This window comes from Rothia mucilaginosa (genome assembly GCF_049990865.1).
GTDB classification, from domain to species: Bacteria; Actinomycetota; Actinomycetes; order Actinomycetales; family Micrococcaceae; genus Rothia; species Rothia mucilaginosa_I.
Genome location: NZ_CP188231.1, coordinates 1,980,739 through 2,006,646, shown reverse-complemented (window position 1 = coordinate 2,006,646; position 25,908 = coordinate 1,980,739). Strand labels below are relative to the sequence as shown.

The window sequence follows — 25,908 nt, the reverse complement described above, 5'->3', positions numbered from 1 at the left end:
CTGAGAATCACTATACTCACTTAGGTTCAAAATGACAATTATTTGCAAAAGAGCTACCCTAGAGGGTAGAAAAATGAGAAAGGTTGTCATGAGCTCTCAGAAGCAGACCCAGCGTCGGGTCACCACACACACCCCCACGCTCTTCATCCCCGGCGGCAAGCCCGCCCTCCGCCGCGCCGCCGCATTCCTCTCCGCCGCAGCACTGCTCGCGCTCGCTGGTGCTGCCCCCTCCCTGCCCGCCGCAGCAGGCCCCGATGACGGCAAAATCGTCACCACCAAGGGTCACGTCGACGCCCCCAAGGCATACTGGGACGAGCAGAACGGCACCTTCGTCCTCATGAACGAGGCGAACCCCTACAAGACCGGCGCAGACACCTACGAACTGGATAAGACCGTCAACTGGGTCGGCAAGGGCTACAGCACCAGGGACGGCAAGTCGCAGTACACCATGACCCTGGGCGAATCGCCCTCCCTGGCGTTCCTCGGCGAACCCGGCCAGACCCTCTACATGGCACCGCACCTGACCTACGGCAACCAGGACCCCATCTGGGCGGGTCTGGGCGCATCCACGAAGGTACCAACCGAGCGTTTCCGTGACGGAGTGTTCGCTACCGACATCCTCTCCGTTGAGGGTCCTGGCCGCATGGAGCTCTTCCGCTACAACCCGGATGACGCGCCCGCCGACGTGTACCGCATGCTCTCCAGCAGTTCGACCGGCTGGCACTCCTGGCTGCTCGACAAGGGTAGCCACACCCACAACACCACGACCTTCACCCGCCCCGGCCGCTACGTGGTCACCTACCGCACCGTGGCGCGCTCCACCGACGGCCGCATCATCAGCTCCAAGCCGTCGAAGCTGGTCTGGCAGGTTGGCGGCATGCAGCCCGTGCTCGGTGACGGCACCCCCACCGCCGTGCCCACCGTTGACCGCTACAACGCGGCACCCGTCGGTGACCTGGACGCTGCAAAGTACATGCTGTCCGTGGCACCGCACCGCCTGGACGCCGACCCGGCAAAGAACAAGGATGCCGACGACAAGCTCAGCGACATCACCTTCACCGCCGCAAACAAGAACCTCAAGGGCACCCTGACCCTGTACAACAACGGCTACTTCCTGACCGACCTGCCGGTCGTGAACGGTACCGCCACCTGGTCTGAAATGCTCGGTAGCGAAGGCTCCCAGCTGCAGGCGGTCTTCACCCCCGACACCTCCGACGCGAATAGCGCCGAGGCGTCCCGCTGGATCTCGCACAAGCTCACCTACGAGCCCGGCAAGGCTGAGAGCGTGTACAGCGACGACGGCAACGGTACCTGGCCCGAAGAAATCCCGGATCAGGCGAACACCGTACTCAGCACCCAGCAGTACACGCCGACCAGCATGGACTACGACGTGACCGTCACCCCGAACGGCAACGGCTTCAGCACCGTTGAGGTCCGCTTCAAGGACCCGAAGGTGCGCGGCTTCCTGCGCGGCGGCTTCTACGCCCAGGATGACCCGGTCTACCCCTACCTCGATTTGGAAGGCTCCATCGAGGACGGTGTGGCTCGCTTTACCTTCCGTGACGAGTCCTTCTACAAGGGCACCGCTCTGCGCGTGAAGATGCTGACCCACCCGGATATGAACGCTTCCGCCTCCACCACCGAGGTCGCGGCGAAGTACGAGCCGGGCACCAAGTACACCGCACACGGCGCGCTGGCACCGGACAGCGCACCCATTGGCGATGCACCGAAGCCTGCCCCGGTGGACCCGGCACCCTCCGCTGAGCCTACCGTCGCGCCGACTGAAGCTCCTTCCGCTGAGCCGAGCGAGGCTCCCAGCGCAGAGCCGACCGCTGAGCCCAGCAACGCTCCGTCGGTATCCCCCAGCGAGGTTCCGACCGTGCCTGCGGTGCCCACCGCCTCCGCAGAGCCGAGCGTACCTGCCCCGGCACCCTCCAGCCCTGCACCGGCCAACCCGACCCCGAGCGCCCCGGCACCTTCTGCTGAGCCGTCCACCCCCGGAACCCCCGGCAACCAGTGCGTGCCCGGCAAGATTGACGGCCGCACCAAGATTTCGCACGGCCACCTGGACATCCAGGCGACCCTGAAGGATCGCCAGCTGTCCGTGGGTCTGCGTGACGACAGCGGCATCATTGACGCTGATTCGACCGTGCGCCCGCTTGATTCGGTCGTGTGGACCGTCAGCGAGAACGCCCGCCGTGTACGCACCGAACGCATGGCTGATGAGAAGCTGAACTTCATGGGCCCGGTCGGCACCGCCTTCTACGGCCTGCCGCAGACCCAGCAGAGCGGCCTGCCTTGGCCCGGCTACAACACGCAGGACATCGACTACTCGCAGCTGCGCGGCCCCGTGCGCCTGCACGTGGTTCCGAAGGTCATGCCTGAGGGTGCACGCTTCGGTATGTTCACCGAGTCGCTGAACGGTGCGGATGTGCTGCTGGATTCGACGACCGGCAAGACCACGATCGACATTGATTACGCGACGCACGCGCACGCGAACTGGGTGTTCTCTGAGCCCGGCCAGTACATGTTTGACGTGCACTATTCCGCGACCTTGGCTGATGGTACTGAGGTGAACAGCCCGGTGCAGCAGCTTGCGGTTGCTGTGGGTAAGAAGGCGTCGGATGCGTGCTCGTTTGAGACTGCCGTGCCGAAGGACCCGAACGCTGCATCGGACGACTTTAGTGGTGTGCGCCGTGTGGATTCGGCAACCCCGGGCGGTACCGCTGGCGCTAAGCAGCCCGGCTCCGCACAGTCTGGTACCGCGCAGGGTGGCTCCGGTCAGGCCGGTGCTTCCGGCGTTGCCGGTGACGTGAACACGCAGGGTTCGACTGACGGTTCGGCTGATGGTTCTGCTGGCGGCGTGTACCCGGGTGGTATCTCCGGTGGTGGCGCTGGTGGCGGCTCCCTGGGTCAGTCTGGTGTGTCTGCTGCGTCGGGTGGCGCTAGCTCCCAGCAGGGCGGCCTTGCCCGCACTGGTTTTGGTGCGGTGTCTGTGGCTGTGGGTGGCGCTCTGGTGTTGGGTGCTGGCACTGTGATGGTGCTGCGTTCCCGCCGCCGCGCCTCCTAACGCTCGCCGCGTGAGGATACGCTGATACGATAAAGCCCCCGCGGCTGAGAGGGTAACTCTCGGCCGCGGGGGCTTTCTGTATACGGCGCTACATCTTGATATCCGCTAGGCCGGTGATTTTGTTGCGTCTTCTGTACAGCTTCCTGAACAGGGGTCGGGTCCACTCGAGGTTATCCCACGTATCAACCCACGCCAGATCTTGCGGGTTCCTCATATCGGGCCAGCGGTCGAACTCGAGTCTGAACCGTACGATTGCCAGCAGACGGTGGTTCTTGCCAACGGGGTCAAGCTTGGCGATTTCCTTGCCTTTCTTGGTGTAGAAGGTGGCTTTGTCAGTCGCTTCCCCATCCCAATCCTCCGCCTCCGCCGTACCTTGGAAGTAGAAAACCTGGTCGATAGCCCTAATCGGGTAGGGGGTCACGGTAGCGAACGGTGAGAGCTTCTGCTCCACAGTGTCGGGCGTGATTTTTGTGTACACCAGGTGAACGTGCAGAAGGTGGTAGAGGAAGACCAGCAGCAGGATGAATATCAGAATGTTGAAGAGGATACCGAGCTCTGCCTGCGTGTAGAGGTAGAACGCGAAGAAACCTGCCGGGAGTATGGGTATGAGAAGGCTTATGAGGGCTTCACGGCGAGGTACACGTGTAATGTAGATGCCTTCGTCGCGTAGCTTCATGTCCTGACGCAGGTGCCTATCGTGCAGAACGATGATAGTGATGGCGCCGATGATTGATGCGAGGGTGCAGGTGCCCCAGAGCAGAAGGAAAAAGGTGTGCATGATGCGTGCTCCTCTTTCGCGGTGTTGGTGGTGTTCGCGCCGGTTGTGGCTCTTCGGATGTAGGGGGTAGTCGGCGCTTATCGAGCGGGTTACATGTCAACGTCGGCAAGACCAGCAACCTTCCCCAAATCCTCAAAATAACGAATCGTCCTCGAGGCACAATCCAAGAAATCTACCTGCGCCACATCATCCGGATTATCCATATCAGGCCAACGCTCGTTCTCAATCCTAAAACGCACAATCGCCAAAAGCCGGTAATTGTTATGAGTCATCGGACCAAAAGCAGCAATCTGCTTACCCGACTTCGTGTAAAAACCCACCATATCCTGGTCTTCAACATCCACGGTCTTGTAGTAGGTAACGCTATCAATCGCACCTATCGGGTAGACCTTTCGGTTAGCTGACCAGACACGCTGCTCGATACCTTCAGGAGAAAGCTTCACATAGGCGACATGCACATAACGCAAGAAAGAAAGGAACATAACCGAAAGTGATAAGACCAATATTTCAGTCCCTATATCTAATGAATCGGGACCGTATATGTGGGCTACAAACGAAAGACAGGGGAAGGCGGGGGTAAATATCATAATGAGAGCTTCGCCCTGATTAACTCGTCGAATATAAATACCCTCGCGCCGCCGCTTTTTATCTTTCCAGCGCTGCACTTCGTAATTGATGATGACGTAGAATGTCGCAACTGTTGTGAACAGAGCGAAGATCCCCCAGATAATAATCAGGAAAGTGCGCATGGTGGGTTCTCGTTTCGTGTGGTTGGTGAATAGGAAGAGCACGCGGCCCGTCTGGGCTAGGCGGCGGCGGCGCCTACGTTCTGAGGGTACCGAGTTCTTAGGGTACTGTGCGGGGCGTAGAAGCCCCGAAAGCCCCGGGGCAGCGTGGGGGTGAGCCGCGCATCCCCGGGAGCTTTCAGCCCACAAACCGGGGGCTACATATCGACGTCAGCAAGACCCGAAATCTCTTGATTATTCATGAAGTACGGAATGACTTCATAACGGTTATCCAGCTCGTTCACCTTGTCTACGTCAGCCGGGTTATCCAGGTCAGGCCAGCGACCATACTTAATCCTGAATCGGGTCATGACCAAGAGATAGTACTCATCATAATTCGGGTTCAACGGGTTAATACGTGCACGCGACTTAGAGAGGAACCACATCCGGCTTGGGGTATCTTCATCCTTCGACTCACTATAAACAACGCTATCAATCGCGCCGATAGGGCAGATCCTCGACCCGCGAACGGGGGTGTGCATATTAATACCCTCAGAAGAAATCTTCATGTATGTGGCGTTGACATGCCACAGGTAGAACAAGAGGAAAGCAGTCATGAAGATGTAAATACCCTCCGCATAGGGGTTAGTCTCGGGGCCATTGAGCGACAAAAAATAGCGGATAATCGGGAAGCCCGGGATAAAGACAATAACGTACACCAGTAGCGCTCGCAGACGACTAATGTAGATGCCTTCACGCTTCTTCTTCTCGTCGCGGCGTCGATTGATGATGTAAGCGGCAAGGGTAAAAATCGTGAAAATAGTCGTGATGATGGAGCATACGCCCCAAAAGGTAATAGCAGATTCTTGAGACATCATTTAGCTATTCGCTCCTTCAATCGGGTAGGAGTTGGTAATGGTAGTGGAGTGCGCATCAAGGATGCGCTGCAGGTGTTCCGGGGCATACTCGCCGCCAGATGCTGAAGCACCCACGGGAGATACGGTTGAGGGGCGCTCGCAGGTGCGGCGACTGCCGCGTGAACGAACGCCCCTCCATCAGCGACGGCTAATCATGGAACCAAATAAGCCGGTTTACTTATCCATCTCGTAGACCCAGCCGCCAGCGTTGCAGTAACGCTTACCGTCCTTCTCAATGATGTAGTAGCCGGGCTCGTGGTTCTCGCACTTCTGAATGACCTCACGAGCCTCTCGGTTAGACTTTTCAAGGTTCGCGGCACGAATCTGGAAGAAAGCAAATGTAGCAATATATGCCACCAGAACCAGCACGAGAGCAGTAATCGCCATGCCCTTACCAGCGCCGGTGCCGTTCTTAACCATGACCAGCGCAATCACAGCGAAAATGATGGTCGGGATGGTCAGGAACGAACCGATCACAAAAATGCCGGTCAGGGCGGAGATAATGCCCAGGACTAGCGCGGTTACTGCCGCCCACTTCTTTTTCGGTGCCTCGACGGGTGCGCCGTATGCAGGCTGTGCGGCGGGTGCCTGCTGGGTGAACTGCGGCTGCTGCGGTGCAGCCGGCTGCGGGGTGTTTTCAGACATGAAAGTCCTCATTTCGTATGTGGTTGGTGAATATCCGGAAGCGCACCACCGGCAGGTGGCGTACCCTTCCCAAGGATACTCTATGTGCTTGAAAGCTCTGACAAGTTGAAATGTCGAGCACTTTGATGGTCTATGGGTTAGGTGGCTAAAAAGTTAACTCGGTGCAAGGCTCGGGTGAAGACTGGGCGACCATTCGCCGGCGGGTGACGCTCAGGTGAGTAGCCGCTGGCATGCAGAAAGCCCTTGGGTTGAGAGATAAGCTCTCAGCCCAGGGGCTTTCTCTATGCGGTGCTACATGTCGACGTCGGCGAGGCCGGTGACTTTCTCCTTTTCCCTGAAATACGGGACTGTATCAGGGCCACTATCTAGAGCATCCACCCGAGCAATATCACTCGGATTATCCATATCAGGCCAGCGCTCGTTCTCAATCCTGAACCGCACAATCGCCATCAGACGATAATTTTTGTGAATAATCGGGCAGAAGGCGGCAATTAGTTTTCCGGATTTACTGTAGAAAGACACAAGATCCTGGTCGTCTGTAGAGGTTGCCTCATAGTATTCAATGCCGTCAATAGCATTGAAGGGATAGACGGTCGTACGTGCCGACCACATGCGCTGCTCAACACCTTCAGGGGAAATCTTCACGTAGGCAACGTGCACATACCAGGCATACATCATGAACCCGATTGACAGAAATATCCCAAGGAATTCATAAAAGGCACCTGGAGACCCCTCGTCTGTAAGATAAGCAAAGAGATAGAGGCACGGAAATCCAGGGGTAAATATTGCTAGGAGAGCCTCTGCCTGATTAACTCGTCGGATGTACGCGCCTTGGCGGCGGCGCTCCATATCCTTCCAGCGTTGAATCTCATAGTTGATAATGATGTAGAGCGTCCCGGTTACCGAGATAAAGGCCATAACGCCCCAGATAATAATCAGGAAAATGCGCATGGGCTCTAGTTACCTCCGCTGATTTCAGTGCCGATTGCCTCTTCGTCCTCTTCCTTCTCAGGGATTGCGATACCCACGGTCACGTACTTCTTCACCAGCAGGTACGAGGCGATCACCGGCACCACGTACACCAGCGACAACCCGCTACCGTACTGCACAACATCAGCGGCAAGACGAACCGCCGCCAAACATCCGCCCAAACCCACCAGAGCGACGCAGAAGCCACGCAACACACCATACCCGGCAGTACCCTCCTCAAAGGTCGACGCCCACAGCTTGAACAGGGCGCGGCGCACAAAAATCAGGAAAACCGGCACCAGGCACAGCACCACCGAAACACCCACAGGCTCATAACCGGCAGCGGCGAACGAAACCACCGGAATAACCAGGCAGAAGAGCACCATCAGGGCGCTCACACCCAGCACCACCGCACGCACATACCGGTTGATGCGCTCCATACGGCGCAGGTTAGGGATCTCGTCGCTCGGCTGCGCGGCATTGTAGAAGAACAGCAGCAGAACCAGCGCAGACGCCGCCACATACCAGGGCGCAAAATTGATGCCGTCCACCTGCGGGGTGAAAGCAACCGGCGGGACACCCGCCAGGGAGAGAGCAGCGAGCAGAACAATCGCGGCAACGCAGAGCGTGCCCACCGTCAGCAGAAAGTAATGGTACGCACCGCCGTTCTTTGCATCGTGCACACCGTGCTCATACGTGCCGTCAATCATCACGACGGAAAACAGCATCATGGAGATAGCCAGGATGCTCCACGCGTATTCACCCGTCACGACGGGGACAAACATGAGAAGAATGGATATGGAGAAAAGAATCCACAGGAGCACTCGCTGCAGGGTTGGTGAGGACGCGATGGCCTCTCCAATAAAGTCGATAATAAATTCGCCGATAAAGCTCACGGTGGGATCCTTTCTGCGGGGGTGGGGTTACTCTTTGATCTCTTCAAAGCGGAGGACGCTGAAGTCGAATTCATCGTTACGGGTATCGAAGGACTTGTACGCCCTGTATTTCTTGCCCGTCTCAAAGTTCTGGAGGTATTTGCGAATGGGTATACCATCAGGGGATTTGCTCGATGTGATGATTCCGCACTCTTCCGTTTCGAATTCACCGGAGGTCCAGTAGGGGTCCTCATGCTCAATGATTTCGACGGAGGTGACAGTGCAGATAGCGGATTCATTGCCCGGGTTGTAGTTGGTCATGAAATGTAAGGACGCAAGGAACCCTAGCATGACTGCCACGAATATGATGATGTCGCGTGCACCCCATGCATCTTTTGCTTTTTTGCGAAGATACTCTTTGAAGTCGACTTTATTCTTCTTTTTCTTGGTGTATCTCTTTTTATTGGTCTTCTTCGTAGCCCCAGTTTCGGTAATGTAATTTGCCTCTGAGTAACTCTTGTTCTTCGAGGCGTTCCTTTTCTTTGAAACGTTCTTTTTCCTCGGGGAGTTCTTTTTCACTGCTCTTCACCTTCTTTCTGGGCTGCGGGCTGTTATTCTGTGCTGGGTTTCTAGGCTTTCGTTGCCTTGTGTGCTTTGCGGCTTACTTCGGTTGTGCCCATGGTATGTACGTCCTTGTGTGGTGGTTGGTGAATCGTGCCTGCCTCAGTGGTGACGGGCACATTCTTAGCCTATCGCACGGTATCTGACCAGAAGGTTAACTGTGTGCAAGGGTCAGATGAAGACTCGGCAACCACTTCGCAGATTGTCCGAATCCGTGCCTAACCACCCGATTTCCTCGGCTACTCTGAGAACGAACCTGCACTCTCCGCACCGTTGCTGGAAAGCTGCAGGTCACCGATAGATAGAAAGGGTAGTTGACCACCATGATGATGAACTACACCATGATTGCCCTCTGGGGCGTAGTAAATGTCCTACAGATGTACAAGATGGTCCGGTCCATCATTGTCTACGAAATCAACCGACGCCGAGACAAGAAGCTGTACACCAAAAACATTTACATTACTCGAAGCGACCGCTCCGAAATAATTGTGCTTGCCGTCGCGCTTCCCATGACCCCTGCTCTGATGTTTATGGTGCATCTGCTGGGCGATATAGGATTCCATTTTCTATATGATGTCGGAGCTTTCCTCTTCACGTGTTTTCTTCTATATGTCTTTAACGAAACCGCTGGTTCTTACACTAAAATCTCGCCGGAAGGATTCGAAGAGGACAACGGGCACGACAATAAAACCTTCTACCCGCTCAACGCGATCGATAAGGTCACGTATACGCAGAGTTCCGACAGTGAAATTTCAGACTCCGTCTCCTTCGACACGAAATCGGGTAAGCGCATTGCGCGTTTCGGGCCCATCTATGAGGGCTACCCCCTCCTCGCAATGACCCGATTCAAGATGGAATACGACCGCTGGCCAGACATGAACAACCCCGAAGAAGCCGCCCAGGTTAAGGCGTGGATGAACTGGGGCTCCACCATCCCGCACATTAAGGACAAGGAAATCACTGGCCTCGCCGAAGTAGACATGTAGCCCGCGATTCAGCCCGTATTGAGCGCGTGCCCGGTGTGTTTCTCAACCAATATTTCCGCAATTTTTCTGCCGAAAAAACGCCGACCAGCACCCACACCCTAACCCTCAACTAGAAGGTGCACTCTGCGCGCAAAAACATTAACGTTGAGGTTTACAATAAGAAATGGTCAATGCACAGCCGCATGCCGTGCACGCACCATGTCACTTCACAGAAACACCGACCCTGAAAGGCACATCATGGCCACCAAGAAGCCCGCACGCCTCACCCGCCGCGCAGCACTCGCCGCCGCAGGCGCAGGCGCAGCAACTGCCCTCGGTGCACTGCTCACCCCCGCGCAGGCAACCACCTACCGCCCGACCGTGCGCCGTACCCCCTATAACGGCTACTACTCCAACCGTTACGGCCGCCGCGGCCGCATCGTCATCAGCGACTACTACGGCAGCTCCTACAGCCACTACTACTATTACGGCGGCTAAAGAAATACAGCTGTAAAAACATATACTGGAAGACGGCACTACATCCTGTGTAGTGCCGTCTTCCCGTTAGATGCCCAGGCATCACCCGCACCGCGGTGCGGAAAATACACCACAGATAGAGAGAACCCATGAAGAACGTAACCCGCCGATCCGCCCTCGGCCTGCTCGCAGCAACCGGTGGTGCGACCCTCCTGGCAGCATGCGGCGCTCAGCCCCAGGCAGCCAGCGGCTCTGCAACTGCATCTGGTAGCGCATCTGCTTCCGCAACTGCGTCCAAGACCGCACGCACCAACTACTCCGGCGTTGCAGTCCTGGACGGTTACACCTCTAAGCCTTCCGACTACCAGCCCGCAACCCGCACCGAACCCTCCAAGAACGCCCCCGTACCGGTCAAGCCCGCTGTCGCTAACGAGAACAGCGTGGAGGGCCTGTACCAGTCCATCGCCTTCTTCGGCGCAGCCATGGAATACTACATGCGCACCGGTAAGACCGAACCGCTGCGTGAATGCGCGCTCGACAAGTCCGAGCTGAAGAGCATGATTGAGCCGGCAAGTGGCACTCTTGGCGAGAAGCTGATTAAGGGTGAAGCCTGGATGCACGACGCGTCCGTCACCATCACCATGCTTTCCGCGCAGCCCGAACGTGACGGTGACACCTACAACTGGGGTATCCGCCTGACCATGGATCCCGGTGAGTTCATTGCAAGCAAGGACCGTGTGCAGGAAGCTCCCTCTGAATCGGATCGTAAGGACGAGGTGGAGCGCACCCTGCACGGCGTGTATGAGAACGGCGCGTGGAAGCTGACGGGTATGCGTGCTTCGTCCTCTTCGTCCTCGGCTTCTGCAGTAGCTTCGGCATCGGCTTCTGCGTCCTAAAAGCTTCAGTCTAGAAGCGTGTAGCTTCTACAACTAAAAGGCGCCCGCCGCGTGGCTAGAAACCACGAGGCGGGCGCCTCACTTATATACGCGATAAAGCATATACCCTTATCGGGGCGCTACCAGATGCGCACGCGCTCCTCCGGAGCCAGGTACAGTGCATCGCCCTCAGAGACATCAAATGCCTCATAGAACTCATCAATATTGCGCACCACACCGTTCACACGGAACTCATCCGGCGAATGCGGATCCACCGAAATCATCACCTCAGCATGCTGCGGGCGGGACTTCGTGCACCAGCCGCGCGCATTCGAGAAGAAGAAACGCTGAATACCGGTCATACCGTCAATCACCGGTGCGTCATCCAGCGACTCAATGCCCTGCTTCTTCAACGCCAGGCGGTACGCCTTCAACGCAATCGACATGCCGGACAAATCACCAATGTTCTCACCCAGAGTCAGCTCACCGTTCACGTGGAACTTCGGGTCCAGACCCACCGGAACGTACGCGTTGTACTGCTCCACCAGTGCTGCGGTACGCTCCTTGAACTTCGCGTAATCCTCCTCAGTCCACCAGCTCTCCAGCTTGCCGTCACCGTCGTAGCGGGAACCCTGATCGTCAAAACCGTGACCAATCTCGTGGCCAATAATCATGCCGATGTTGCCGTAGTTCGCCGCATCGTCAGCATCCGGGTTGAAGTACGGCGGCTGCAGAATCGCTGCCGGGAATACAATCTCATTCGCCGGCGGCATGTAGTACGCGTTCACGGTCTGCGGAGTCATCAGCCACTCCGACTTATCCACCGGCTGACCCTTACGGGCAATCAGCCAGTCAGCATCAAACGCACCGGTACGGCGCAGGTTCTCGAACAGGTCACCGGGCACCAGCTCCAGTGCGGAGAAGTCACGCCACTTATCGGGGTAACCGATCTTGGTGACGAACTTCGACAGCTTCTCCAGCGCCTTCTCGCGGGTTGCCTCAGTCATCCAGTCCAGCGACTCGATGGACTCGCGGTAGGCCTCCAGGAGGTTGCCGACCAGAACCAGCATCTTCTCCTTGTGCGAGGGAGGGAAGTGCACAGCCACGTACTCCTGGCCAATCTCCTCACCCAGAGCCTTCTCAACAGCACCCACGCCGCGCTTCCAGCGCTCACGAATCTGCTGAGTACCGGAGAGGGTCTTGCCGTAGAAGTTGAAGCTCTCCTGAACCAGCTCGTCGTACATGAACGGCGCACGCGAACGCAGAACAGTCCACACAGCCCACAGCTTCCAGCTCATCAGCGGGATGGAGGTGAACAGCTTAGCCGCACCCTCAAAGAAGGACGGCTGAGCCACAATAACCTGACCCAGGGTCTCCGGGTCGGCGCCGAGAGCCAGCAACCACTGGGAGAACGGGAAGCCGGGGAACTTCTCGTCCAGCTCGGTCGCCTGGTACGGGTTGTAGGTCGCCTCAGCGTCACGGTTCTCCACAACGTTCCAGTGCAGGCGAGCCAGCTCAGACTCGTGAGTGAACACCAGCTGAGCCGCCTGCTCCGGGGTCAGGCCAAAGCCCTCAGCCAGACCGGTCAGCTCAAACATGCGGGCAATATGCTCAACATACGCCGCGCACGCCTGCTCGTGCTTCTCTTCACGGTAGTAGGATTCATCCGGCAGACCCAGACCCGACTGGTACAGGAAGAACGTGTAATTCTTCGGATCCTTCGGGTCATTGCTGGTGTACCAGGCGAACAGCTGCGGCAGACCCGCACGAGACAGCAACGCCAGGGTCACAGCCAGGTGGGAGGGGGTTGCCGAGTTCAGGATCGGGGCGATTTCCTTCAGCAGCGGCTCCAGGCCGTCCGCCTCAATCTTCTCAACGTCCATGAAGGAGTTGTACAGCGCGCCAATACGGGACTCCGGCTGCTCCTTCGCAATCTTCTCCACCAGCTCACGCACGTGCTTCTCTGCGTTATCGCGGAGGGTGTACAGGCCGCCGTCCTTGGGGCGGTCCGCCGGGATTTCGTGGGTAGCAAGCCACTTACCGTTGACGTGGCGGAAGAAATCGTCGCCCGGCTTGACGGTTTCATCCACCCATTCTTTAGTGATTCCAGAGTTAGTAGTCATGGTTCCATTCTATGTTCTTACGCCCGCAAGCCACAGGATGCCCGGCGCGGCGCCGGATGGTGGCTCACCGGTACAGGTGCTCATCAGAGGCATTTGGGTGCTCCTCAGCGGGCTATTTGGGTGGCAGAGAAGGCGGTAGCCCCTCCAGGATGCAGAAAACCCGCCCGCACGGTCACACAACCGTACAGGCGGGTTCACATCTACCCCCGAACCACTAGTTCAGGAACAAAGAAGCACTATTCGCTTAAGCCTGAGCCTTCGCCGCCAGCTTCTCTGCACGCTCAGCCATCAGACGCTTCTCAGCACCGTTGACCAGCCACAGGAACAGAACCGCCAGACCCGAGCACACAATCATGAAGACAAACGCGGTGCTCCAGCCCCAGTGGTCAACAATAATGCCGATACCGGCAGAAGCCAGAGTTGCACCCAGCGCGTAACCGAACAGGCCGGTGAAGCCCGCAGCGGTACCCGCAACATGCGAAGGCGACAGGTCAATAGCCTGCAGGCCAATCAGCATGACCGGGCCGTAAATCAGGCCACCAATCAGAGCCAACGCAACGTACGCAATCCACAGCGGCGCATCCGAAGAGGGCAGCCAGTACAGCAGAATCGCGCCGACGGTCGCAACCAGGAACAGGATACCCGCGGGGGAGCGGCGACCCTTGAACATGCGGTCAGAAACGTAACCGCACAGGACGGTGCCGCCAATACCGGCAAGCTCCAGAATCGAGAAGCCCGCAATACCACCCTCAAGGGAAGCATGACGCACATCGTGCAGGTACTTCGGCGCCCACACCAGCACGCCGTAACGCAGGGTGTACACGAACACGTTCGCCAGAGCCAGGTACACCATGGTCGAGTTGGTCAGCACGTGCTTACGGATGGTGGTCCACGTGGACTCTGCACGATCCTCAGCGGTGGACTCAACCTTGTGCGGGTCGTTGCGGTACACGTCAACGGTGGGCAGGCCCTCCGCCTCGGGGTTATCACGAATCAGCAGCCACGCCACAAATGCGAGCACGAAGCTGATAACAGCGGGGAACCAGAAAGCAACTTCCCAGGTCTTGCCGAACATGGAGAAGCCCCACGCAACCAGCAGACCGGACAGCGCACCACCAACGTTGTGGGCGGTGTTCCACCAGGAAACCTTCGTGCCGCGCTCGCTGGTGGAGAACCAGTTCACGAGCACACGACCGGAGGGCGGCCAACCCATGCCCTGGAAGATACCGTTGAAAACCATGATGGTCGCCATGATGGAGGCGATAGCGGCAGCGTAGCCCGTCGCACCCGCGCCTTCACCCATGTAACCGGTCATTGCCAGCAGGATGTTTGCAACACCCGAAAGTACCAGACCAATCGGCAAGAAGAGACGCGCGTTGGAGCGGTCAGAAATCATTGCGGTGAAGAACTTACTGAAGCCGTAAGCCAGCAGCAGCGCCGTGGACAGTGCACCGATTGCGGCGTTGCTGAAGCCCAGTTCCTTGGTCAGAATCGGGGTGACCAGTGGGACGTTGTTACGAATCAGGTAGAAGGTTGCGTAACCGATGAAAATACCCATGAAGACCTGTAGTCGCATGCGCGGGTACTTCGCATTAACTTCTGCTTCGCTGAGCTGAGGCTTGGGTGCCGGAATGGCGAGCCAGCGGGGTACAGAACCCTTCTTCTTCTTTGATGAAGTGGTAGTAGTCATATTTGGCATTCTATAAGTGGGGTCTTATAAAAATGCTAATCTACTGGGCATGTTTTCATTGGATTGTTCACGGGGGTGAACGAATATTCAGAGTGATTATTCTATAAATGCTTGTTTTACCCCGGAATTACAGGGAAGTGCGTAATCCGTGTGATGCGCATCTATCTACTGGACAACATTGCCCCGCATAGCGCAACGAATATAAATACTTTCTTTGTTGAGCAAATGCATGTTTTGGTCAGACCACAACTAAATTTAGAGTTATTTATACCCTAAGTTCAAAAAGAGAACCACTTGAATACCGCTAAATCGGTTCTCCATAAACACCCCGCAGGCACCCACCTGCTCAACCCAAAAACTGCACAGGGAAGCCCGCCCGCACGGTGCAGAAGAATCCGTGCGGGCGGGCCCGTTATCTATCCCCAAAAGCTCGGCATACAGTCGGTACGCATACCGGCACGAAGCCGAACAGCCGCCACCTGCCGCAGGTTACCGCGAGCAAACCATCATCCGGTCAACCCGCAGCAGGCAGCGGAACCAATAGGCGCCTCCTAGAGGGACGCGCGGATCGCCTTGGTGGCATCCACCAGGTGACGCAGAGACTGCTTGGTCTCCTCGTAATCACGAGTCTTCAGACCACAGTCCGGGTTCACCCACAGGTCAGCAATGGTGCCGTAACCAATCGCAGCCTTCAGTAGGGACTCAATCTCCTCCTGAGAAGGAACACGCGGGGAGTGGATGTCCCACACGCCCGGGCCCAGACCGGAAACGAAGCTCTCCGGAATGTCAGCCAGCAGCTCCATGTGCGAACGAGCCGCCTCAATGCTGGTCACATCAGCGTTCAGAGCGTTAATCGAGTCGATAATCTCGTTGAACTCCGAGTAGCACAGGTGGGTGTGAATCTGAGTGGAATCCTTAACACCGCTGGTTGCCAGGCGGAAGGAGTTCACCGACCAGTCCAGGTACTGCGGCTGCTCATCGCGGCGCAGGGGCAGCAGCTCACGCAGAGCCGGCTCGTCCACCTGAATGATGCGGATACCTGCCTCTTCCAGGTCGGCAATCTCGTCGGCAAGAGCCAGAGCCACCTGGTTAGCGGTCTCGCGGCGCGGCTGGTCGTCACGCACGAAGGACCACGCCAGAATCGTCACCGGGCCGGTGAGCATGCCCTTGACCGGCTTCTCGCTCAGCGACTGTGCGTGGGAGCTCCACGGAACGGTGAACGCCTCACCGCGCAGACCCTCACCGTGACGCTTCACATCACCGAACAGGATCGAGGGGCGGGTGCAACGCGAACCGTAGGACTGAACCCAGCCGTGGCGGGTGGTTGCGAAGCCGTCGAAGTTCTCAGCGAAGTACTGAACCATGTCGTTACGCTCAGCCTCACCGTGAACCAGCACGTCCAGGTCCAGCTCCTCCTGCAGCTTGATGACCGAGGCGATCTCGTCACGCAGGAAACCGTTCAGCTCCTCAGCGGAAATCTTGCCCGCACGAGCCTCCGCACGGTGGCGGCGAATCTCAGCGGTCTGCGGGAAGGAACCGATGGTGGTGGTCGGCAGCTTCGGCAGGTTCAGGTCAGCCTGAGCCGCACGGCGAACATCAATGGTCGGGCGGTCGAAGTCCTCGGGAGCCACAGCTGCGGCGCGGGCACGAATCTCGTCGTTGTGCTTACGCGGGTCAGCGGCGAAGCGAGCCAGCGCCTCATCAGCAGCCTTCAGCTCGGGCTCAACAGCGGCCTCACCCTCAGCCAGGCCGCGAGCCAGCAGAGCAATCTCAGCGACCTTCTGGTCAGCGAATGCCAGGCCGTCCACGGGAACCTCAGCCGGGTCTTCCAGAGCCAGGTCGTGCGGCACGTGCTGCAGGGAGGTCGAGGAGGAAACCGACACGGCACCCTCGGATGCGCCGGGCAGAGCCTCCAGAGTCTTCAGAGCCGCACGAACATCGGCACGCCACACGTTGCGGCCGTTCACAACACCGGCAACCAGGTGCACACCAGCGGCAGAAACGGACTCCAGCTCAGCCTTCGAGTACACGCCGTGCACCAGGTCAAGGTGCAGAGCCTCAACACCGGTACCCAGCAGTGCCGGCAGGTTCTCACGCAGGGAACCGTAGGGGCTGGTCACCAGAATCTGCGGGCGCTTCTCGCCGGCAGCCAGGGCACGGTAGGTGCGCTCAGCAAGCTCAGCGACCTTCGCGTTGTCGGCACGGTCCACGGTCAGGCCCGGCTCATCCAGCTGAACCCACTCAACACCGCGCTCAGCCAGCTGCTCCAGGACCTGAGCGTATGCGGCAACGAACTCGTCCAGACGGTCGACGGGGGAGAAGTCCTCAGCGGAACCCTGCTCAGCCTTAGCGCCCAGCAGCAGGGTCAGCGGGCCAACAATCTGCGGGCGGACCTTCACGCCAGCCTGCTTTGCGACCTCGAGCTGCTCGTCAATAGCCTCAAGGTTCAGCTTAATCTCGGTGCCGGCACCAATCTCGGGCACCAGGTAGTGGTAGTTGGTGTCGAACCACTTAGTCATCTCCAGCGGAGGCAGGGTCTCGGTACCGCGCGCCAGTGCGAAGTAGCCGGGCAGATCCAGCAGGCCGCGGCCGTCCTTAGCCTCAGCCAGACGCTCGGGAACCAGGGTGAACAGGCGAACAACGTCGAGCACCTGGTCGTAGTAGGAGAAGGTTGCAGGAATCGAGTAGTTATCAGCCTTCAGGCCCGCAGCGGTCACGCGCTCAAAGTAGGTGCGCTGCACGTCAGCGGCGGTGTCCTGCAGCTCCTGCAGGGTTGCCTTGCCCTTCCAGAAAGCTTCCTGAGCCTTCTTCAGTTCGCGGAAGCGGCCCACGCGGGGGTAACCAACAATGGTTGCGGCGGGGAATGCGGTGTTCGACATAGTAATTTTTCCTTTACTGGGGATAGATGTGGGAGTCAGTTCCGGTGTTTCGCCACCCAGCGGTGGGCGGTGAAACGGGGGTCGTAACTCCCGGAATATTTGTGGGGGAGAAAAGTGGAAACGCATCCGATAAGGAGCGTTATGGGTGGGTTTAGGCGTATTCCAGTTCGCTCAGCGGCTGAGAGAAACGGTTGCTGTACCGCGGCAAATCCAGCTGATCCAGAACGTCCAGAACCGCCGCATGCTCGTTGAAGGTGAAGAAGTGCAGACCCGGTGCGCCCGCATCCATCACGGTGCGGCACTGGTTCAACGCGTACTCAACACCGATGCGGTGAAGCTCAGCGCTACTGGTTGCGGTCTCTAGGGCGTAGGCGAGGTCCGTCGGGACCGCCATGCCCGCCATCTGGCAGAGGTTCCGCAGACGCTTCAGCGAGGTCACCGGCATGATGCCCGGAATAATCGGGATGTCCACACCTGCCAGGCGTGCCGAATCGACCAGGGCGCTGTAGCGTTCATCCTCAAAGAACACCTGAGTGATCGCGAAGTCCGCGCCGGCACGTTGCTTGGACAGCAGAATCTCAATGTCCTGCAGCAGGGATGCGGACTCGGGGTGCTTCTGCGGGTATGCCGCCACACCAATAGACACCTTGCCAGCTGCCAGGTGGGCGAAATCTTCACGCTCAACGCGGCGAATGAGTTCCACCAGGTAGCGGGCGAAAGGAAGTTCAGAAACCTGACCCTCCTGAATGTCACCGCGAAGAGCCAGGAAGCCGCGCACGCCCAGGCCCAGAATCAGGCGGACTGCACGCTCCAGCTCGTGCACCGAATGGCCTGCACAAATCAGGTGAGCCAGCGGGGTGAGGGAGGTTTCGTGTACCAGGTGGTCGAGCAGCGCCAGGGTCTTCTGGCGGCGCTTCGCGTCACCGGAGTAGGTGACCGACACGTAGTCGGGGTTGGTGCCCTCAAGCTCCGCAATCGTGTGCAGTAGCGACTCGCAGCTCGCGTGTGAGCGCGGAGGGAACAGCTCAAAAGAAAGAGCCGGGTGAACTGTCGTCATAACCATCCTTCGTGTTCACCCGATAGATACGCACCGGCAGGCGCGTGAATTCTTCTGCAGGATGCGCTGTACCGGTTTGCTGGTACGGCTCATCGTGGGGTGCCGAAGGGTATTCTTCTCTATCGGTCCTGGCGGGAGCACCTTGTCCGTACCCTGCACCGTGACGGTGGGGATACTGGCGAGGTTGCTGCGACGTCTACGAGCCAGATCTCTCGGTCGCTCTTGATAGATAACGCCTTCACTCTACCCACCGTCCCCGAGGGCGTGCAAGATGTGCGGCGGTTGATGTCCTAATATTTCTGGACATGACATTGGGGCGAAATATGAACTTAATATGACCGACTGTGACGAAGGGGGCTGGGGGAGTGTTGCCGGTAGAGGTGTCGGTTGACTCTTGGGTGTCCGGCACTATCACAGATATGTCTGCTTAATATTCTTGGACACGCGCGAATATGTGTGTTTTATCTTTCAGTGAGAGGTAGGGTAACTAATAACTAATGAGGCACCGGTAGTGTTTCGATGTCCGCTCATCGAGGAGTTTCAGGGCTCAAAGATGAGTTCAATACGACTTTGTGAGCGTGGTGAGAATGAAAAATCTATTTTCCTCTATACTCTGGTCCTTCCGCCTAGCCTGGAAAACCTGTCCCGCGACCCTGGTGAGCACTGCCCTATCGCTAGCCATCATCGCCTGCATTCCCTTGAGCCAGTCCCTGCTGATCGGTAATACAGTATCAGCCTTGAGCGGTTCAAATGGTGGCGCAGCATGGATTTATATTATTGCTCTTGCTCTTGTCGTCGGAATTAATATCATTGCTCAACGCTGGGTAATAAGTAACATGCTTATCCTCAAATCAAAGATGAACTATCGGGTTCACTGCATGTTAAATACCAGGTTATCTACATTTTCGTTGTCTGATATAGGTAGCACAAAATCGCAGGAAGATATACGTGCTGCTAGAGAGGCAATATCGAAACAGGAATTGCAGGTTCACACCATGTCAGTTATGACACTGGTGAGTTCCTTTGCGATGGTTTTCCTCCTCTGTTTTAATATTGCAAACGTCAGCATTGTGGCAGCAATTTTTGCGGCACTGTGTTCACTACCCCTATCTATTGCAATGGTAATCCTCGCTAAACGTGATTACGCTATATACACCCTAATGTACGAGGACTATCGGGTAGAGAACTACTATCTAGACAATCTGATGGCTCAAAGTCGCGCCCAAGAACTTCACCTCATGAGAGCCTCCCGATTTTTCTCGCAACGCGTAGTGTCCTGGCGACGCCGGGCAGCCGGTAGGGAATTGAGCCTTGAAAGTGTTAGAGGAATCATCTCCATAGTTGCAGGGCTACTCTGCTCTGTCTTACTTTTTGCGTCCCTGTACTTCCTTGTGGGTTCAGGAGCCGATATATCGTATGTGGCCGGATCGCTGATTGGAATCATTGCCTGTGTTGCCGCGACCCAAGAGGTGGGATATTCATTTGGTCAGATTATTAATGGAGCATTATCTGTTCAGCAATTCCGAAGGGTGTGCGACTCTGATACTTACGACCATGCTTCTGAGATAAAAACTTCTAACCCTAACCATGAAAATATTTCAAAAATTATATGCAAAGATGTATCCGTTCAGTATGAGGGCGTGTCGTCTTTTGCGCTTAAAGATATTAATCTTGAGCTGATGAATAATCAAATGATTGCAGTAGTTGGTGCCTCGGGCGCGGGAAAAACAACACTAATAAATGCAATTCTTGGAATTACACCAATTGCCCAGGGGAGCATAACGTATAAAGGTGCTTCTTCTGAGAGTAAATACAACATGTTGGCAAATGTTGGTTTGGTGAGTCAAGACTACGGCCGTTATGAACTGACTGTGCGTGAAAATCTTCTTCTGGGTTTGTCGCAGGAGGCGGTTGAGCGTCTTGGTGATGCTGATTTGTGGTCGGCTTTGTCGGTGGCTTGTGCTGATGATTTTGTGCGTGGTCTTGAGGGGGGTTTGGATGCTCAGTTGGGTGAGTCGTTTGGTGGTGTTGGTCTTTCGGGTGGTCAGTGGCAGCGTTTGGCGTTGGCGCGTGTGGTTCTTCGGGATGCGCCGGTGTGGGTTTTGGATGAGCCGACTAGTGCTGTGGATGCTGAGACTGAGGAGGAGATTTTTGCTCGGTTGAAGGTGGCTGCTGTGGGGCGTTTGGTGGTGTTGGTGTCTCATCGTGCGTGGACGTTGCGTGGTGTTGATTCTGTGGTGGTGTTGGATGGTGGGTGTGTGGTGGAGCAAGGAACCTACCGGGAGCTGCTGAAGGCAGAGGGAAAGTTTATGGAAATTTTCAAAAATCAGATCTCTGAAGATTCTGCAGGGCGCAAAACTTCTACTGAAAGGGACTATAAAGATGCGTAAGATTATGGCTAATACTGTTTGGTCCGTGGTTTATGCTTTCAGAAATCACCCCGTATGGACCGTCTCCTATCTAGCGTCTGTTGTGTGCCTATCGCTATTCCCCGCTTTGCAGATGGAGGCTGTCACTAGGCTTGTTGAGCATTTGGGCCAGAGCCAGGATGAGGTGCTCCCACTAGCCCTGGGGGTTAGTTTTGTGCTGGCAGGATACATTGCCCTGGGACAAGCATCAGATTCTCTGCGTATGATTCTAAATTCTCGAATGTCAAGTACAGGTATTCAGAACGTATCTTCTCGTTTGGCGACTTGTTCTTCTCAGGAAATCGCGAGTGGTGATTATGCTCGCTCATCAAGGGCAGCTCATGATGCTGTGACAGGGGGGAGCCTAGGGTCTCAAGTTTCTACTATGGGTGCTCTGATATTCATCATTTTTTCGACGGGAGCCCTTAGTTATTCCGTAGGAAAGATCAATGTATATGCTTCACTCTGCATGCTTGCAGGCATGATTCCTGTTGCCTTGATGTCACATCTCTATTCGAGTAAAAATGCTGAGGCAATGGAAAAAATATATTCATATAGCTACAACGCATGGCATAGCACTAACCAGATTGCACAAATAACTACTGCTCGTGAGCTTGCAATTCTTAACGCTCGTTCATTCTTTGCGCATCGCGCTAATCAAGAACGGAAAAAATCTGGTGAGGAGGAAATTGGCCTAGCTCGTTACATCCTCAGAATATATACAATTGTTGGTTTTATAAGCGCTGCATTGCTAGCTTTAGCCCTTATTCTTCTAGCCACCTCGTCGCCGGCTCCCGGTGTTCTTGCTGGAGCTGTTATAGGTATTACCTCGGCTATAGTCTCGCTTGGCTCGATGGGAAGCGACCTTAGCTCGATGGCAGCGGGGTCAAACGCCATTGATATATATCGAAAGTTTATTTCTAGCGCACAACCCGGGCAGAAAAATCCGATTGCCGATATCTACCCCGAAATCTCCAGCGTTTCCATTAGGAATCTTGCTATCCAGTATCCAAAAGCTGATTCTTTAGCTCTTAAAAACATCAATCTCACTTTTGGTCCCGGGCAGATGATTGGTATTGTCGGGCCCAGTGGATCAGGAAAGACAACCCTAGTAAATGCACTTATGGGTATGCTGAAGCCCTCCAACGGAGACATCCTCATTGGAGGTAAGTCGGTACAGGACATATCGCCTGATGATTTGCTGGCGAATGTGGGTGTGGTGAGTCAAGACTACGGCCGTTATGAACTGACTGTGCGTGAAAATCTTCTTCTGGGTTTGTCGCAGGAGGCGGTTGAGCGTCTTGGTGATGCTGATTTGTGGTCGGCTTTGTCGGTGGCTTGTGCTGATGATTTTGTGCGTGGTCTTGAGGGGGGTTTGGATGCTCAGTTGGGTGAGTCGTTTGGTGGTGTTGGTCTTTCGGGTGGTCAGTGGCAGCGTTTGGCGTTGGCGCGTGTGGTTCTTCGGGATGCGCCGGTGTGGGTTTTGGATGAGCCGACTAGTGCTGTGGATGCTGAGACTGAGGAGGAGATTTTTGCTCGGTTGAAGGTGGCTGCTGTGGGGCGTTTGGTGGTGTTGGTGTCTCATCGTGCGTGGACGTTGCGTGGTGTTGATTCTGTGGTGGTGTTGGATGGTGGGTGTGTGGTGGAGCAAGGAACCTACCGGGACCTAACGACCGACCCTACATCACGCTTCAGGAAGCTCTTCGCCTCCCAACTGGAAGGGAAATAACCTCGCAACATACCCACACAACGTAGAGTTAAAAGCATGGAACGCATTGAATCTCCCGTCTACCGCAGGCTCGGCAACTCCGGCCTCGTCGTACCCAGCATCGGCATCGGTTGCAACAACCTCGGCCGCCCCGGTACCCCCACCCGAACCCAAGAAGGCACCAACGAAGTCATCGCCGCCGCAGTCGATGCCGGCATCAGCTTCTTCGACATCGCCGACCTCTACGGCGCCGAACCCGGCCTCTCAGAAACCATGTTCGGCACCGCCCTCACCCAGCTCGGCCTCGACCGCGACGAACTGACCATCGTCACCAAATTCGGTCTGCCCGTCGGTGACCTCAACGGCAACGACCGCAACGCCCGCGGATCCCGCCGCTACATTATGCGCGCCGTCGAAGGGTCCCTCCGCCGCCTCGGCACCGACTACATCGACCTGTACTTCTACCACAGCCCCGACCCGAACACCCCCATCGAAGAGACTCTCAGCACCCTCGACCAGCTCGTACGCGACGGCAAAGTCCGCTACCTGGGCCACTCCAACTTCTCCGGCTGGCAGCTCGCCCACGCCGAACACTGCGCCCACGAACTCGGCACCGAACGGTTCATCGCCGCAGAAAACCACTACAACCTGCTCGACCGCCGCGCAGAACTCGAAATCCTGCCCGCCGCACGACACTTCGGCATGGGTGTGCTGCCGTACTTCCCGCTCGCTAACGGCCTGCTGACCGGCAAGTACCGCCGCGACAATATTCCCGCCGGTTCGCGCCTGTCCCACTCCAAGAAGAACGTGCTCGACGCCGCCAACTGGGACCAGCTCGAAGCCTTCCACAGCTTCTGCACCGAACGCGGCATCACCGAGGTGCAGGCGGCGTTCTCCTGGCTCGCACAGCAGTCGCCGGTCACCTCCGTCATTGCCGGTGCGACCAGCTCCGAACAGGTACGCGCCAACGCACAGGCCGCCTGCCTGCGCTTCGACGCTGAGGACCTCGCCGCCCTGGACGCCATCTTCCCGGCACCCGAGAAGATCGCGCTGTTCTAAACTCGGGCTCCCTCTCAAAGGGGCACTCAACCGGTCGTAACTGGCGGCTGTAAAATACGCTGAAAAATGTCCGCGGTGAGAAATAAATATCACCCGCCGAATGTTTTCGCTAGGATTAGGTGAGGTGCGTCTAACCTGACGCACCTCACCTAGCCCACTGACAGTGCTGAAGAACCACCAATGTCGGTGTAATCTCACCTACCCCCTCGGCATCAAAGGACACCATGAGCGCACAGAGCACCGCCTCCACCCTGCCCCCGCTGGGCACCGGGAAGCACAGCCAATACCTCGGCATCATTGCACTCATCGCCACCTTCGGCGGTCTGCTCTTCGGCTACGACACCGGAGTGATTAACGGCGCGCTCGAACCCATGAGCCGCGAACTCGGCATGGACTCCACCGCCCAAGGCTGGGTCACCGGATCGCTCGCCTTCGCGGCGGCTATTGGCGCGCTCACCTGCGGTCGTATCTCCGACCGGTACGGCCGCCGAACCACCATCATTGGGCTGTCCACCATCTTCTTCATTGGCGCCCTGACCTGCGTCTTCGCACCCAACGTCGCCGTGCTCATCACCGGACGAACCCTGCTCGGCCTGGCGGTCGGTGGCGCCTCCGCCGTGGTACCCGTATTCCTCGCAGAGCTCGCACCCTACGAAATTCGCGGCTCCCTCTCCGGCCGCAACGAACTCATGGTTGTGGGCGGTCAGCTTGCCGCGTTCATCGTGAACGCCCTCATCGGCAACGTATGGGGTGAGCACGACGGCGTGTGGCGCTGGATGTTCGCCATCTGCACCCTGCCCGCCATCGGCCTGTTCGTCGGCATGCTGCGTGTGCCCGAATCGCCGCGCTGGCTGCTGCGCGTCGGCAAGCGTGAGCAGGCGCTGGAGGTTATGAAGCGCATCCGCTCCACCGAGCGTGCCGAGGCTGAGATTGCCGACATTGAGCGCACCCTGCAGGCGGAGGCGGCAACCTCCCAGAACAACGCGGCAGCTAAGGAAAGTGCGGGCGTGCGCGGCTGGTTTGTGCGCATCCTGCTCGTCGGTATTCTGGTTGGCGCGGGCCAGCAGCTGACCGGCATCAACTCGATCATGTACTACGGCATTAAGGTGCTCAAGGAAGCCGGTTTCAGCGAATCCGCGGCGCTCATCGCGAACATTGCGCCGGGTACGATCGCGGTGCTCGGCTCCATCCTGTCGCTGCGTCTGATGGAGCGTGTGCCGCGCCGCGTCATGGTCATTACCGGCTATGGTTCAACCGCGTTTTTCCACGTGCTGATTGCGGGTGCATCCATGCTGCTACCCGCCGATAACGCGGCGCGCCCCTGGATTCTGCTGGTGCTCATCGTCTGTTTTGTGGGCGCGATGCAGACCTGCCTGAACGTGTCGACGTGGGTGATTATGAGCGAGCTGTTCCCGCTGCGTGTGCGTGCGGCGGGTATGGGTATTTCGGCGTTTAGCGGCTGGATGATGAACGGTGTGCTGTCGTTGGCGTTCCCCGTGATTCTGGGTGCGGTCGGTCTGACAGGCTCCTTCATCGGCTTTGCCGTGGTGAACGTGGTCATTGCGCTGCTGATGTTCCGCAACCTGCCGGAGACTCGCGGCGTGAGCCTGGAGCAGGTGGAGCGCGGTGTGATGGACGGTAGCATCTACCCCTCCGCACGCGGGCGCTAAGCCCGGCGGTTCTTTAGGTATGCATGAGGCGGGCGGCCCCTCCCTGGTGGAGGCGCCGCCCGCCTTGCGTTTTTCCTGCATCGCGGACCCTCTTAACGATAGAATGAGGTACGGAACACTATAAACTCACCTGGTCAGAAATAATATCTAATGTATGGCCTGCTGAGTTAGACAGTTTCCGGTGTTATGTATCGATGAAGACATAGGACCGATAGCGGGGATGCCACGAAGTGACCCGCTGAAAGGAGGGTGTCATGAACGCCCTACATGCCAATTCCTATAACTGCTCGCAGCTAGTTTGGGCTGCCTATAAGAGCACGGACCCTAACGTGGACCTCGACTCTAACGGTGGCCCCGGTGTGTACCCGTCAGACATCCAGAAGTCACACTGGGTGCA

The 25,908-nt window shown here is 57.1% G+C and carries 19 protein-coding genes and 1 riboswitch; of the genes, 8 read left to right on the top strand and 11 right to left on the bottom strand.

The window, feature by feature from the left end; all coding sequences use genetic code 11:
- Positions 1-88 precede the first annotated feature (88 nt).
- The gene (locus tag ACP3RB_RS07800; protein ID WP_426698973.1) at positions 89-3,070 is read left to right on the top strand and encodes a choice-of-anchor M domain-containing protein; all 2,982 of its coding nucleotides are present in this window, start codon (positions 89-91) and stop codon (positions 3,068-3,070) included.
- 88 nt (positions 3,071-3,158) lie between these two features.
- On the opposite strand, the gene ACP3RB_RS07795 is transcribed toward ACP3RB_RS07800, so the two are convergent.
- The 7 genes from ACP3RB_RS07795 to ACP3RB_RS07765 form a co-directional block, all read right to left on the bottom strand.
- Positions 3,159-3,848, bottom strand: coding sequence for a hypothetical protein (locus ACP3RB_RS07795; RefSeq protein ID WP_426698972.1), 690 nt, complete (start codon positions 3,846-3,848; stop codon positions 3,159-3,161).
- Positions 3,849-3,937: 89 nt separating this feature from the next.
- Entirely contained in the window at positions 3,938-4,597 is a 660-nt protein-coding gene (locus tag ACP3RB_RS07790) for a hypothetical protein (protein WP_426698971.1), read from the bottom strand.
- Between the two features lie 194 nt (positions 4,598-4,791).
- The gene (locus ACP3RB_RS07785) at positions 4,792-5,451 is read right to left on the bottom strand and encodes a hypothetical protein (RefSeq protein ID WP_426698970.1); all 660 of its coding nucleotides are present in this window, start codon (positions 5,449-5,451) and stop codon (positions 4,792-4,794) included.
- Positions 5,452-5,664: 213 nt separating this feature from the next.
- Positions 5,665-6,135: a DUF4190 domain-containing protein gene (locus ACP3RB_RS07780; protein ID WP_426698969.1), complete on the bottom strand. Its 471-nt coding sequence runs from the start codon at positions 6,133-6,135 to the stop codon at positions 5,665-5,667.
- Between the two features lie 291 nt (positions 6,136-6,426).
- A complete protein-coding gene (locus ACP3RB_RS07775; protein ID WP_426698968.1) occupies positions 6,427-7,086 on the bottom strand; it encodes a hypothetical protein in 660 nt (219 codons plus the stop codon).
- Between the two features lie 5 nt (positions 7,087-7,091).
- The gene (locus ACP3RB_RS07770) at positions 7,092-8,000 is read right to left on the bottom strand and encodes a hypothetical protein (RefSeq protein WP_311452971.1); all 909 of its coding nucleotides are present in this window, start codon (positions 7,998-8,000) and stop codon (positions 7,092-7,094) included.
- A 27-nt stretch (positions 8,001-8,027) separates the two neighbouring features.
- Positions 8,028-8,558: a hypothetical protein gene (locus ACP3RB_RS07765; RefSeq protein WP_426698967.1), complete on the bottom strand. Its 531-nt coding sequence runs from the start codon at positions 8,556-8,558 to the stop codon at positions 8,028-8,030.
- A 365-nt stretch (positions 8,559-8,923) separates the two neighbouring features.
- On the opposite strand from ACP3RB_RS07765, the gene ACP3RB_RS07760 reads away from it, so the two are divergent.
- The 3 genes from ACP3RB_RS07760 (at position 8,924) to ACP3RB_RS07750 (ending at position 10,938) form a co-directional block, all read left to right on the top strand.
- Complete coding sequence (locus tag ACP3RB_RS07760) at positions 8,924-9,586, top strand: hypothetical protein (protein WP_311452981.1); 663 nt, start codon at positions 8,924-8,926, stop codon at positions 9,584-9,586.
- 237 nt (positions 9,587-9,823) lie between these two features.
- Complete coding sequence (locus ACP3RB_RS07755; protein ID WP_294631804.1) at positions 9,824-10,063, top strand: transcriptional initiation protein Tat; 240 nt, start codon at positions 9,824-9,826, stop codon at positions 10,061-10,063.
- Between the two features lie 128 nt (positions 10,064-10,191).
- Positions 10,192-10,938, top strand: a complete 747-nt coding sequence (locus tag ACP3RB_RS07750) for a DUF6318 family protein (protein WP_311452969.1) — start codon at positions 10,192-10,194, stop codon at positions 10,936-10,938.
- A 119-nt stretch (positions 10,939-11,057) separates the two neighbouring features.
- On the opposite strand, the gene ACP3RB_RS07745 is transcribed toward ACP3RB_RS07750, so the two are convergent.
- The 4 genes from ACP3RB_RS07745 to ACP3RB_RS07730 all read right to left on the bottom strand — a co-directional run bounded on the left by ACP3RB_RS07745 (position 11,058) and on the right by ACP3RB_RS07730 (position 18,666).
- Entirely contained in the window at positions 11,058-13,040 is a 1,983-nt protein-coding gene (locus tag ACP3RB_RS07745) for a M13 family metallopeptidase (RefSeq protein WP_426698966.1), read from the bottom strand.
- A gap of 244 nt (positions 13,041-13,284) precedes the next feature.
- The gene (locus ACP3RB_RS07740; protein ID WP_311452967.1) at positions 13,285-14,730 is read right to left on the bottom strand and encodes an MFS transporter; all 1,446 of its coding nucleotides are present in this window, start codon (positions 14,728-14,730) and stop codon (positions 13,285-13,287) included.
- A 551-nt stretch (positions 14,731-15,281) separates the two neighbouring features.
- Entirely contained in the window at positions 15,282-17,609 is a 2,328-nt protein-coding gene (gene metE, locus ACP3RB_RS07735) for a 5-methyltetrahydropteroyltriglutamate--homocysteine S-methyltransferase (protein ID WP_311452966.1), read from the bottom strand.
- A 151-nt stretch (positions 17,610-17,760) separates the two neighbouring features.
- Positions 17,761-18,666: a methylenetetrahydrofolate reductase gene (locus ACP3RB_RS07730; protein WP_311446569.1), complete on the bottom strand. Its 906-nt coding sequence runs from the start codon at positions 18,664-18,666 to the stop codon at positions 17,761-17,763.
- Between the two features lie 116 nt (positions 18,667-18,782).
- A riboswitch (SAM riboswitch) is annotated at positions 18,783-18,898 on the bottom strand.
- 355 nt (positions 18,899-19,253) lie between these two features.
- On the opposite strand from ACP3RB_RS07730, the gene ACP3RB_RS07725 reads away from it, so the two are divergent.
- From ACP3RB_RS07725 to ACP3RB_RS07710, 4 genes are all read left to right on the top strand, one after another.
- Positions 19,254-21,056 (top strand): ABC transporter ATP-binding protein, encoded by a 1,803-nt coding sequence (locus tag ACP3RB_RS07725; protein ID WP_426698965.1) that lies wholly within the window; start codon positions 19,254-19,256, stop codon positions 21,054-21,056.
- Complete coding sequence (locus ACP3RB_RS07720; RefSeq protein WP_426698964.1) at positions 21,049-22,803, top strand: ABC transporter ATP-binding protein; 1,755 nt, start codon at positions 21,049-21,051, stop codon at positions 22,801-22,803. The genes ACP3RB_RS07725 and ACP3RB_RS07720 overlap by 8 nt, the downstream gene beginning before the upstream one ends.
- 36 nt (positions 22,804-22,839) lie before the next feature.
- Positions 22,840-23,841: an aldo/keto reductase gene (locus tag ACP3RB_RS07715; RefSeq protein WP_311448448.1), complete on the top strand. Its 1,002-nt coding sequence runs from the start codon at positions 22,840-22,842 to the stop codon at positions 23,839-23,841.
- A gap of 224 nt (positions 23,842-24,065) precedes the next feature.
- On the top strand, positions 24,066-25,511 hold the full coding sequence (locus ACP3RB_RS07710; RefSeq protein ID WP_311448449.1) for a sugar porter family MFS transporter: 1,446 nt from the start codon (positions 24,066-24,068) through the stop codon (positions 25,509-25,511).
- Positions 25,512-25,908 lie beyond the last annotated feature (397 nt).